Below are 10,500 nucleotides of genomic sequence, written 5' to 3' on the forward strand. Positions count from 1 at the left end.
CCGTCCTGACGGTGGCCGCGCTGGCGGCGGCCCTCACGGCGAGGGGCTGGTTCGTGCACCGGCGCGCCCGCACGGGCGGCACCACCACCTGACCTACAGGGCTCCGGACCCCGGTGAGGCACCCGCCTGCCGGGGTCCTGCCTTGTCGTAGGCCCGCTGGGCGGGAACGGCCGCGGCCTCCATGGCGATCTCCACGACCGGCTGTTCCGGGGCGCCGATCTCGGGGACCGCGCCGGTGGGCGTGCCCGTGGCGGCGGCGACCAGGGCGGCCGGGTGGCCGCCGCGGCGGCGGATCGCGCCGGGCAGCAGCGGGCGCCCGCCGGTGTGCAGGGCGACGGCGGTCATCGGCAAGGCGATCACCAGCAGACCGGCGCCGAGGACCGCGCCCATGGCCGGGAACCCGGCCTGCGCCGACAGCACACTGCCGGTGAGCGGTCCGGCGGCCGTGCCCAGCGAGGACGCCGAGCCGACCAGCACCGCCCAGCGGCCGCGCGGGTCGAGCGAGGCGGCGAGCCCGATCAGATACGACAGCACCACCGGGTACAGCGTGTTCCAGGCGATCTCGCCGGTCGCGAAGCTCGTCAGGTCGGTCGAGGAGGCGCTGAGCGCGATACAGCCGGCGATGAGGACCGTGCCCGCCCCGATGGGCACGGCACGACCCAGCCGCGCGCCGAGCGCGCCCGCCGCCATGACCCCGGTCAGTCCGGCGCCCAGTCCCAGGGCGAAGACGGCACCGACGGTGGCCTCGCTCAGCTCGGCCTGGTCAAGACCGATCCGTCCGCTCACGCCCCACAGGGAGTTCTGGGCGAGCGACCAGCACAGCATGGCGGCGGCCAGCACGAGTCCCGAACGGGCGTGCGGCAACCGGGCCTTGTCGTGCCGCGTGGGTACGGCGGGCGCACCGGCGGGGAGGCGGCCGGTCAGCGGCCACACGACCAGGGCCGTGAGGGCGATCGCGGCCAGCGGCAGGCCGTGCCCCGGGCCGAGGCGCGGGACCGTCAGATACACGGCACCCGCGAGGGCGGAGACGGTGAGCAGCCCGGCGGTGGAGGCCCGGTGCGGATCCCGCTGCCCGGCGATGAGGGTGGCGGCGACGGTGGTGGCCGTGCCGGAGCCGAACCCGCCGACGACGGCGCCGATGACGACGGCCGGGACGGTGGTGGTGAGCGCGGCACCGCCGTAGCCGAACAGGGCCAGGGCGAGGCCGATCCGGGCGAGGGTGCGGGCTCCGATCCGTTCGACCCGTGAGGCCAGGACGAATCCGGCGGCGGCCGAACTCAGCAGCAGCGCACTGCCGACGGCGCCGGCCTGTGTGGCGGAGAGCGGAAGGTCCGAGTCGAGCCTGCCGACGGTGGTCGGCAGCAGGTACGGAGCGAGGTACCCGGCCGTGAAAAGGGCGACGAGGGGCCAGGGTGTGGTGCGGGGGGCGAACACGGGCGTTCCCAGGGCATGCGAAAGGAGCGGCTAAGAAGGGGGATTGGGCGACGACCGTCGACGGACAGGAACGCGCGGGCAATTTGTATCAAGCAAGTAGTCGAACGCGTGAACCGAGAAGGTGTGATCTGGAGCACGTTGCGTTTGAGGCAGGGAAGGCCGGGTAGAAGTGCGCTTTTTGCTCACGCCGGTGGCCCTTGACCGGCGGGTTCCGGCTAACGCCAGTGCACCGATCCGGCGCCCGCCGGAACCGTCGCCTCGGCCTTCACCCGGATCTCCCGCATCACGGTGACGATCCGCTCCTCGTGCTCCGGAGTGAGCCGGGCGACCGGCACCGAGCAGCTGATCGCGTCCAGCGCGGGGGAGTCGTAGCGCAGCGCGAAGCCGAAGCCGACGATCCCGCTCACGCCCTCCTCCCGGTCCACGGAGTGGCCGCGGGTCCGGATCCTCGCGAGGTCGGCCGCCAGGGACTCCCGGCTCGTGTGCGAGTTCGGCGTCAGCGCCTCGTACGGCCCCTCGGGCAGCTCCTCGTCCGGGCGTTCCGCCAGCAGTGCCTTGCCCAGAGCCCCGACGTGGGCGGGCAGCCGGCGCCCCACCCGGCTGATCGTGCGCAGGTACTCGTGCGACTCCCGCGTCGCCAGATAGGCCACGTCCCGGCCGTCCAGGCGCCCCATGTGGATGGTCTCGCCGAGCGCCTCGGACGCCTCGTCGAGATACGGCCGCACGGCCCGGACCCGGGGGTCGGAGTCGAGGTAGCCGGTGCCGGTGAGCAGGGCGTGGATGCCGATGCCGTACAGGGAGCCGGTGACGTCGGTGCGGACCCAGCCGCGCGAGATCAGGGTCTGGAGCAGCGCGTACATCGAGCTGCGCGGCACGCCGAGCGCGTCGGCCAGCTCCTGCAACCGGGCCGGGCGGTCGCCGCGTGCCGCGAGGAGTTCCAGCAGCTCGACCGTGCGCGCCGCGGACTTCACTTCGCGGACGCCCCCTGTGTCTGACATGAGCCGATCGTAATCGGACGGTTCGGACGGTTGACGTTCGCGTATCCAACCGCCATTCTCATATATAGATGACGTCTACATAAGGAGATGACCGTGAGCGCTGGCGCTGGACCGGAAGCGGTCGCGCGGCGGCTGCGGGACGGCATGGCCGGTGGCGTGCTGTCGTTCCCGCTGACGAGCTTCCGCGACGACGGCACCCTCGACCCGGACGGCTTCCGCGCCTACGTCGCGGAGCGGCTCGCCGCCTCGCCCGGCGCCGTCTTCCCCGCCTGCGGCACCGGCGAGTTCTTCTCGCTGGACGAGGACGAGTACCGGCAGGTCGTCACCATCACCGTCGAGGAGGCGGCGGGCCGCGTACCCGTCGTGGCCGGCATCGGATACGGCTGGGCGCAGGCCGTGCGGTTCGCGCGCATCGCCGAGGACGCCGGTGCCGACGCGCTCCTCGTGCTGCCGCACTACCTGGTCGCCGCCCCGCAGGACGGCCTGGTCGCCCAGCTCGAACAGATCGCCGCCCGCACCCGGCTGCCGCTGATCACCTACCAGCGCGGCCAGGTCGCCTTCACCGCCGAGTCGCTCAGGCGCATCGCCGCCCTGCCGAACGTCATCGGCCTCAAGGACGGCCACAGCGACCTCGACCGGCTGCAGCGCCTCACGCTCGCCGCGCCCGAGGACTTCCTGTTCTTCAACGGCGCCGCCACCGCCGAGATCCAGGCCCGCGCCTACGCCACCGTCGGCGTCCCCGCCTACTCCTCCGCCGTCCACGCCTTCGCCCCCGAGATCGCCGACGCCTTCTTCGCCGCCCTGCGCGACGGCGACCACGGCACCGTCGACAAGCTGCTGCGCGACTTCTACGTCCCGCTCGTCGAACTGCGCGACCGCGTCCCCGGGTACGCCGTGTCGCTGGTGAAGGCGGCGGCCCGGCTGCGCGGCCACCGGGTCGGGCCGGTCCGCGCCCCGCTCACCGACCCCTCGCCCGCCGATCTGGCGACCCTCACCACCGTCCTCACCACCGGACTCGACCTCGTAGGAGCCGCCCTGTGAACCTCGCCATCACGGACGTACGGCTGACCCCGATCCTGGTCGCGGACCCGCCGCTGCTGAACACGCAGGGCGTGCACCAGCCGTACACGCCCCGGCTGATCGTCGAGGTCGTCACGGCCGACGGGATCACGGGCGTGGGGGAGACCTACGGCGACGCCAAGTACCTGGAGCTGGCCCGCCCCTTCGCCGAGCGGCTGAAGGGGCACCAGGTCAGCGAGCTGAACGGCCTGTTCACACTCGCGGACCAGGTCGCCGTGGACCGCTCCCGGGTCGAGAACGCCGTCGACGTCGGCGGGCTGCGCGGCGTCCAGACCGCCGACAAGCTGCGGCTGTCCGTCGTCTCCGCCTTCGAGGTCGCCTGCCTCGACGCCCTCGGCAAGGCGCTCGGACTGCCCGTGCACGCGCTGCTCGGCGGCAAGGTGCGCGACGCCGTCGAGTACAGCGCCTACCTGTTCTACAAGTGGGCCGACCACCCGGAGGGTGTACCCGCCGAGAAGGACGACTGGGGCGCCGCCGTCGACCCGGCGGGCGTGGTGGAACAGGCCCGCCGGTTCAAGGAGCGCTACGGCTTCACCTCCTTCAAGCTCAAGGGCGGCGTCTTCCCGCCCGACGAGGAGATCGCGGCCGTCCGGGCGCTCGCCGAGGCGTTCCCCGGGCATCCGCTGCGGCTCGACCCCAACGGCGCCTGGTCCGTCGAGGCGTCCGTCGAGGTGGCCCGGGAACTCGGGGACGTCCTGGAGTACCTGGAGGACCCCGCGCTCGGCACGCCCGCCATGGCCGAGGTCGCCGAGCGGACCGGGGTGCCGCTGGCCACCAACATGTGCGTGACGACGTTCGCCGAGATCAAGGAGGCGTTCACCAAGGGCGCCGTTCAGGTCGTGCTCTCCGACCACCACTACTGGGGCGGCCTGCGCAACACCCAGCAGCTCGCCGCCGTCTGCCGCACCTTCGGCGTCGGCGTGTCGATGCACTCCAACACCCACCTGGGCATCTCGCTCGCCGCGATGACCCACGTGGCGGCCACCGTCCCGAACCTCCACCACGCCTGCGACTCCCACTACCCCTGGCAGTCGGAGGACGTCCTCACCGAGCGGCTGACCTTCGAGGGCGGCAAGGTCGCGGTGTCGGACGCGCCCGGGCTCGGCGTGGAGCTCGACCGCGAGCGCCTCGCCGTACTGCACCGGCGGTGGCTGGACGACGACGGTGCGCTGCGGGACCGCGACGACGCGGCGGCCATGCGGATCGCCGACCCGGGGTGGGTGTCGCCCTCGATGCCCCGCTGGTAGGACATGACTGCGTGATCGGCGTCACGTTGTCGGTGGTGTGGTGCAGACTGGCCTGATCCGCACCACGTCAGGGAGCGCACCGTGATCGCGTCCACCGCCCCGGCCGGAAAGGGCCCGAGAAAGGGATCGCACCGCCAGAACCAGGTCGATCCCCTCGCCCCGCTGCGCGGGCCGGACGACCCGCCCTGGGACGTCTATCTCACCGGCACCGTCTTCCTCGACATCATCTTCACCGGGCTCGACTCCGCCCCGGTGCGCGGGACGGAGTCCTGGGCGCGCGGGATGGGGTCGAGCCCCGGCGGCGTCGCCAACATGGCGACCGCGCTGGCCCGCCTCGGCCTCAGGACGTCCCTCGCGGCGACCTTCGGCGACGACCACTACGGCGACTACTGCTGGGACGCCCTGGAGCACGGCGAGGGCATCGACCTCTCCCCGTCGCGCACGGTGCCCGGCTGGCACTCCCCGGTGACCGTCTCCATGGCGTACGAGGGGGAGCGCACGATGGTCTCGCACGGCCATGAGCCGCCCCCGGAGGAACCGGCCCCCGAGTGCCCGCCCCGCGCCCGTGCCGCCGTCGCCTCCCTCGCACCGGGCGTGCGCGCGCCCTGGATCGCCCAGGCCGCGAGCAAGGGCACCCGGGTCTTCGGCGACGTCGGCTGGGACGACACCGGCGCGTGGGACCTGGCGGCACTGCCCGACCTGCGGCACTGCGAGGCGTTCCTGCCGAACGCGCAGGAGGCGATGCGGTACACGGGCGCCGACTGCCCGCGGGCCGCGGCGCACGCCCTGACCGAGTACGTGCCCCTCGCGGTGGTCACGCTCGGGGCGGACGGGGCGTACGCGGTGGACCGGCGTACGGGGGAGACCGCCGAGGTGCCGGCCATCGAGGTCGAGGCGCTCGATCCGACCGGGGCGGGGGACGTGTTCGTCGCCGGGTTCGTGACCGGCACCCTGGCGGACTGGCCGCTCGCGGACCGGCTGGCCTTCGCCGGCCTGACCGCGGCGCTGTCGGTGCAGGAGTTCGGCGGGTCGTTGTCGGCGCCGGGGTGGTCGGAGATCGCGGCGTGGTGGCGCAAAGTGCAGTCGGTCCGGGAGCAGTCGCCGACGGCGCTGGGGCGGTACGGGTTCCTGGCGGGGCTGGTGCCGGAGAAGCTGGTCAGACCCTGGCCGTTGCGGCGTGCTGTTCCCACGATCGGCTTCCGGCGCTCGGCGTGATGTCCAGGCCTGCTCGGGGCTCCGGTCAAGGGGATCCGTCGCCTCGGTTACCAACCCCACCCCTAAAAGCCCTACGGCGTTGTCAGTCCACCGTCGTACCCTTGGAAACGCGAGGCCGCCCTCAGCTACGCGGCCGTGACGAGGAGGAACCGCAGGCCTTAAGAGCCGGCCCATGACTCAGACACCCACAGCTCCCACCCCCGCGCAGGAGCAGGCGAGAGCGCAGTTCACCGTCCCCGCCCAGCACCCCATGGTGACCGTGCTGGGGTCCGGAGACAGCCTCCTGCGCGTGATCGAGAAGGCCTTCCCGGCGGCCGACATCCACGTCCGGGGCAACGAGATCAGCGCGGTCGGCGACCCAGCGGACGTCGCCCTCATTTCGCGCGTGTTCGACGAGATGATGCTCGTGCTCCGCACCGGGCAGCCGATGACGGAGGACGCAGTGGAACGCTCGATCGCCATGCTCAAGGCGAGCGAGAACGGGGAGAGCGACGGCCAGGAGACCCCGGCCGAGGTGCTCACGCAGAACATCCTGTCCTCGCGCGGCCGCACGATCCGCCCCAAGACGCTCAACCAGAAGCGCTACGTGGACGCGATCGACAAACACACCATCGTCTTCGGCATCGGCCCCGCCGGCACCGGCAAGACGTACCTGGCGATGGCCAAGGCGGTGCAGGCCCTGCAGTCCAAGCAGGTCAACCGCATCATCCTGACCCGCCCGGCGGTCGAGGCCGGAGAGCGCCTCGGCTTCCTCCCGGGCACGCTCTACGAGAAGATCGACCCGTATCTGCGCCCGCTCTACGACGCGCTGCACGACATGCTCGACCCGGACTCGATCCCGCGGCTGATGGCGGCGGGGACCATCGAGGTCGCGCCGCTGGCGTACATGCGTGGCCGGACCCTCAACGACGCCTTCATCATCCTGGACGAGGCCCAGAACACGAGCCCCGAACAGATGAAGATGTTCCTCACCCGCCTCGGCTTCGAGTCGAAGATCGTGATCACGGGTGACGTGACGCAGGTCGACCTCCCGGACGGCACCAAGAGCGGTCTGCGGCAGGTGCAGGAGATCCTGGAGGGCCTGGACGACGTCCACTTCTCCCGGCTGTCGTCACAGGACGTGGTCCGGCACAAGCTGGTGGGCCGTATCGTCGACGCGTACGAGCAGTACGACACCACGCACGGCACCCAGAACGGCGGGCACAAGAGCCGCGGCAAGTCCGTGCACAAGGGGAAGTAGACAAGCACCACACCATGTCGATCGACGTCAACAACGAGTCCGGCACCGAGGTCGACGAGCAGGCGATCCTCGACATCGCCCGCTACGCGCTCGCTCGGATGCGCATCCACCCGCTCTCCGAGCTCTCGGTCATCGTCGTGGACGCCGACGCCATGGAGCAGCTCCACATCCAGTGGATGGACCTGCCCGGCCCGACGGATGTCATGTCCTTCCCGATGGACGAGCTGCGCCCGCCGTCCAAGGACGAGGACGAGCCGCCGCAGGGGCTGCTCGGCGACATCGTCCTGTGCCCCGAGGTCGCCACCAAGCAGGGCGCCGAGGCCGACACGCAGCACTCCATGGACGAGGAGCTCCAGTTGCTCACCGTCCACGGAGTGCTGCACCTGCTGGGCTATGACCACGAGGAACCGGACGAGAAGGCCGAGATGTTCGGCCTTCAGGCGGCCATCGTGGACGGCTGGCGCTCGGAGCGGGGCCTGACCGGCCCGTCCCCGGCGCCGACGGTCTCGTAGAGCCGTCGATGAATCCGCAACTCGCCCTGGGCGCGGTCGCCCTGGTCGTCGTGGCCTGGCTCGCCGCCTGCGCGGAGGCGGGCCTCGCGCGGGTCTCCAGCTTCCGCGCCGAGGAGGCCGTCCGTTCGGGCCGCCGCGGCAGCGCCAAGCTCTCCCAGGTCGCCTCCGACCCGACCCGCTATCTGAACGTGGCGCTGCTGGTGCGCGTCGCCTGCGAGATGGCCGCCGCCGCGCTGATCACGTACGGCTGCCTGATGGAGTTCGACAACACCACCGAGGCCCTCCTGGTCGCCATCGCGGTCATGGTCCTCGTGTCGTACGTCGCCGTCGGCGTGTCCCCGCGCACCATCGGCCGCCAGCACCCGCTGAACACGGCGACGGTCTCGGCGTACGTCCTGGTGCCGCTGGCCAGGATCATGGGCCCCATCCCGTCGCTGCTCATCCTCATCGGCAACGCGCTCACCCCCGGCAAGGGCTTCCGCCGCGGTCCCTTCGCCTCCGAGGCGGAGCTGCGCGCGCTGGTCGACCTCGCCGAGAAGGAGTCCCTCATCGAGGACGAGGAGCGCCGCATGGTGCACTCGGTCTTCGAGCTGGGCGACACCCTCGTCCGGGAGGTCATGGTCCCGCGCACGGACCTGGTGGTCATCGAGCGCTTCAAGACCATCCGCCAGGCCCTCACCCTCGCCCTGCGCTCCGGCTTCTCCCGCATCCCGGTGACCGGCGAGAGCGAGGACGACATCGTCGGGATCGTGTATCTGAAGGACCTGGTCCGCAAGACGCACATCAGCCGCGACGCCGAGTCCGAGCTGGTCTCCACGGCGATGCGCCCGGCGTTCTTCGTGCCCGACACCAAGAACGCGGGCGATCTGCTGCGCGAGATGCAGAAGGAACGCAACCACGTCGCCGTCGCCGTCGACGAGTACGGCGGCACCGCCGGCATCGTCACCATCGAGGACATCCTCGAGGAGATCGTCGGCGAGATCACCGACGAGTACGACCGCGAACTGCCGCCGGTGGAGGACCTCGGCAAGGACCGCTTCCGGGTCACCGCCCGGCTCGACATCGGCGACCTGGGCGAGCTGTACGGCCTGGAGGAGTTCGACGACGAGGACGTCGAGACGGTCGGCGGCCTGCTGGCGAAGGCCCTGGGCCGGGTTCCCATCGCGGGTGCGTCGTCCGTGGTCGACCTGCCCGACGGCCGGGTACTGCGGCTGACGGCGGAGGCCGCGGCCGGCCGCCGCAACAAGATCGTGACGGTGCTCGCGGAGCCGGTGGAGCCGGGGGACGCCGCCCAGGAGGAGAAGCCGGAATGACCCCGCAGGAGCTGCGCGCGTTCTGCCTGTCCTTCAACGCGGCGGTGGAGGACTTCCCGTTCCGCCCGGAGATCTCGGTCTTCAAGGTCCAGGGCAAGCTGTTCGCCCTGTCGCATCTCGACGAGCGGCCCCTGAAGGTCAACCTCAAGTGCGACCCGGACGACGCGATCCGGCTGCGCGGCGAGCACGAGGGCCTCGTCGTCCCCGGCTGGCACATGAACAAGCGGCACTGGAACACGGTCACGGCCGACGGAGACCTCCCGGACCAGTTGGTCCGGGAGCTCATCGAGGACTCGTACGACCTCGTGGTCGCGGGCCTGCCGCGGGCGGACCGCCTCCGCCTCGACCGTCCCTGAGACCGGGCCGGGGCGGTCGCTACGTATGCTCGGATCATGACCGACAGCAGCGCGCTCGACCCCGAGGACCGCAAGATCGTCACCCTGGCCCGTTCCGCGCGGGCCCGCAACGGAGTGCCCGAGGGGGCGGCCGTACGGGACGAGACCGGACGTACGTATGTCGCGGGGACCGTGGCCCTCGACTCCCTGAAGCTCAGTGCCCTCCAGACGGCGGTGGCGATGGCGGTGGCATCGGGGGCGACGTCCTTGGAGGCGGCGGCGGTCGTGACCGAGGCGGAGACCGCGTCAGCGGAGGACCGGGCGGCGGTACGGGATCTCGGCGGCGCGGAGACGCCGGTGCTCGTGGCCGGGTTTGACGGGGTTGTCCGGCTGACGGTCTCCGCGGGCTGAGGCCCTCGGGCCCGACTGGCCGAACTTCGCTGTAACCGGCGGTAATTAGGCCAGTTTTCAACCTTGCCGCCGCCTGCCCCACACGCATCAATGGAACCGTCAGTTCCGACGGACCGTCAGGTTCGACTCTCGGCAGTGTGTCCGCATCCACGTGCCGAGCGGTCCACCCCCCCCCACGGAAACGGAGCCGGAATCCCATGAGATGCAAGCGAATCGGAGCAGGTGCGGCACTGGCGGCCGGGGCCCTCGCGGTCACCGGGCTCGCCTTCGCCCCCGCGGCCCTCGCCGTCACCCCCCAGACGGCGACGATCAGCGCGGACTGCGGCACCTTCGGCAGTGGCGAGGCCACGCTCACGGCCACGCAGAACGGCACCGCCGCCACCGTCACCGTCAAGTCCTCGGCGATCACCGCGCCGATCGCCCTGGGCGCGGACTCGATCGCGTCCTCGCTCACCCTGGTGAAGTCAGGCGGCGGCACCGTCGCCTTCACCGGCACGAAGAACCCGGCGATGGCCGCCGGCGCCCCCGTCGAGGTCGGCCCCCTCAGCGGCACCGTGGCCTCCGGCGACAGCCTGGAGGCCTTCGGCGGCTCGCTGAAGATGACCGTCTTCGGCATCACCATCACCTGCACGGCGACCGGGCCGCAGTCGCCGGGCCCGTTCGTGTTCGACTGAGGGGCCTGAGATCGAAGCGGCGCGGCCCCGGTGTCAGAGTG

11 protein-coding genes are annotated in these 10,500 nt (G+C 71.8%); 9 read left to right on the forward strand and 2 right to left on the reverse strand.

Features of this window, described 5'->3' with window-relative positions; genetic code table 11:
- Positions 1-93 precede the first annotated feature (93 nt).
- Together ACFTZL_RS33275 and ACFTZL_RS33280 are read right to left on the reverse strand one after the other, a co-directional pair.
- On the reverse strand, positions 94-1,434 hold the full coding sequence (locus ACFTZL_RS33275; protein WP_382590466.1) for an MFS transporter: 1,341 nt from the start codon (positions 1,432-1,434) through the stop codon (positions 94-96).
- 215 nt (positions 1,435-1,649) lie between these two features.
- The gene (locus ACFTZL_RS33280; RefSeq protein WP_382590469.1) at positions 1,650-2,432 is read right to left on the reverse strand and encodes an IclR family transcriptional regulator; all 783 of its coding nucleotides are present in this window, start codon (positions 2,430-2,432) and stop codon (positions 1,650-1,652) included.
- 87 nt (positions 2,433-2,519) lie between these two features.
- On the opposite strand from ACFTZL_RS33280, the gene ACFTZL_RS33285 reads away from it, so the two are divergent.
- From ACFTZL_RS33285 to ACFTZL_RS33325, 9 genes are all read left to right on the forward strand, one after another.
- Complete coding sequence (locus ACFTZL_RS33285) at positions 2,520-3,473, forward strand: 5-dehydro-4-deoxyglucarate dehydratase (protein ID WP_382590472.1); 954 nt, start codon at positions 2,520-2,522, stop codon at positions 3,471-3,473.
- Entirely contained in the window at positions 3,470-4,759 is a 1,290-nt protein-coding gene (locus ACFTZL_RS33290) for a glucarate dehydratase family protein (RefSeq protein WP_382590475.1), read from the forward strand. The genes ACFTZL_RS33285 and ACFTZL_RS33290 overlap by 4 nt, the downstream gene beginning before the upstream one ends.
- Before the next feature lie 81 nt (positions 4,760-4,840).
- Positions 4,841-5,974 carry a carbohydrate kinase family protein gene (locus ACFTZL_RS33295; protein ID WP_382590478.1) on the forward strand — a complete coding sequence of 378 codons (1,134 nt, stop codon included), beginning with the start codon at positions 4,841-4,843 and terminating at the stop codon, positions 5,972-5,974.
- Positions 5,975-6,146: 172 nt separating this feature from the next.
- Entirely contained in the window at positions 6,147-7,214 is a 1,068-nt protein-coding gene (locus ACFTZL_RS33300) for a PhoH family protein (RefSeq protein ID WP_382590481.1), read from the forward strand.
- A gap of 14 nt (positions 7,215-7,228) precedes the next feature.
- Positions 7,229-7,726 carry an rRNA maturation RNase YbeY gene (gene ybeY, locus ACFTZL_RS33305; protein WP_184592507.1) on the forward strand — a complete coding sequence of 166 codons (498 nt, stop codon included), beginning with the start codon at positions 7,229-7,231 and terminating at the stop codon, positions 7,724-7,726.
- An 8-nt stretch (positions 7,727-7,734) separates the two neighbouring features.
- The gene (locus ACFTZL_RS33310; RefSeq protein ID WP_382590485.1) at positions 7,735-9,039 is read left to right on the forward strand and encodes a hemolysin family protein; all 1,305 of its coding nucleotides are present in this window, start codon (positions 7,735-7,737) and stop codon (positions 9,037-9,039) included.
- Positions 9,036-9,395: an MmcQ/YjbR family DNA-binding protein gene (locus ACFTZL_RS33315; protein WP_382590488.1), complete on the forward strand. Its 360-nt coding sequence runs from the start codon at positions 9,036-9,038 to the stop codon at positions 9,393-9,395. Before ACFTZL_RS33310 ends, ACFTZL_RS33315 begins: the two co-directional genes overlap by 4 nt.
- A 36-nt stretch (positions 9,396-9,431) precedes the next feature.
- A complete protein-coding gene (locus ACFTZL_RS33320; protein ID WP_382590491.1) occupies positions 9,432-9,785 on the forward strand; it encodes a cytidine deaminase in 354 nt (117 codons plus the stop codon).
- Positions 9,786-9,982: 197 nt separating this feature from the next.
- Positions 9,983-10,459, forward strand: a complete 477-nt coding sequence (locus ACFTZL_RS33325; protein ID WP_382590494.1) for a hypothetical protein — start codon at positions 9,983-9,985, stop codon at positions 10,457-10,459.
- The last annotated feature ends 41 nt before the right edge of the window (positions 10,460-10,500 follow it).

Source organism: Streptomyces sp. NPDC056948, from assembly GCF_042674225.1.
GTDB classification, from domain to species: domain Bacteria; phylum Actinomycetota; class Actinomycetes; order Streptomycetales; family Streptomycetaceae; genus Streptomyces; species Streptomyces purpurascens.

Bases quoted from the DNA above. Each gene is read 5' to 3' on its own strand.
- ACFTZL_RS33325 (WP_382590494.1), top strand. From the start codon at position 9,983: ATGAGATGCAAGCGAATCGGAGCAGGTGCGGCACTGGCGGCCGGGGCC.
- ACFTZL_RS33310 (WP_382590485.1), top strand. From the start codon at position 7,735: ATGAATCCGCAACTCGCCCTGGGCGCGGTCGCCCTGGTCGTCGTGGCC.
- ACFTZL_RS33300 (WP_382590481.1), top strand. From the start codon at position 6,147: ATGACTCAGACACCCACAGCTCCCACCCCCGCGCAGGAGCAGGCGAGA.
- ybeY (WP_184592507.1), top strand. From the start codon at position 7,229: ATGTCGATCGACGTCAACAACGAGTCCGGCACCGAGGTCGACGAGCAG.
- ACFTZL_RS33315 (WP_382590488.1), top strand. From the start codon at position 9,036: ATGACCCCGCAGGAGCTGCGCGCGTTCTGCCTGTCCTTCAACGCGGCG.
- ACFTZL_RS33280 (WP_382590469.1), bottom strand. From the start codon at position 2,432: ATGTCAGACACAGGGGGCGTCCGCGAAGTGAAGTCCGCGGCGCGCACG.
- ACFTZL_RS33320 (WP_382590491.1), top strand. From the start codon at position 9,432: ATGACCGACAGCAGCGCGCTCGACCCCGAGGACCGCAAGATCGTCACC.
- ACFTZL_RS33285 (WP_382590472.1), top strand. From the start codon at position 2,520: ATGACCGTGAGCGCTGGCGCTGGACCGGAAGCGGTCGCGCGGCGGCTG.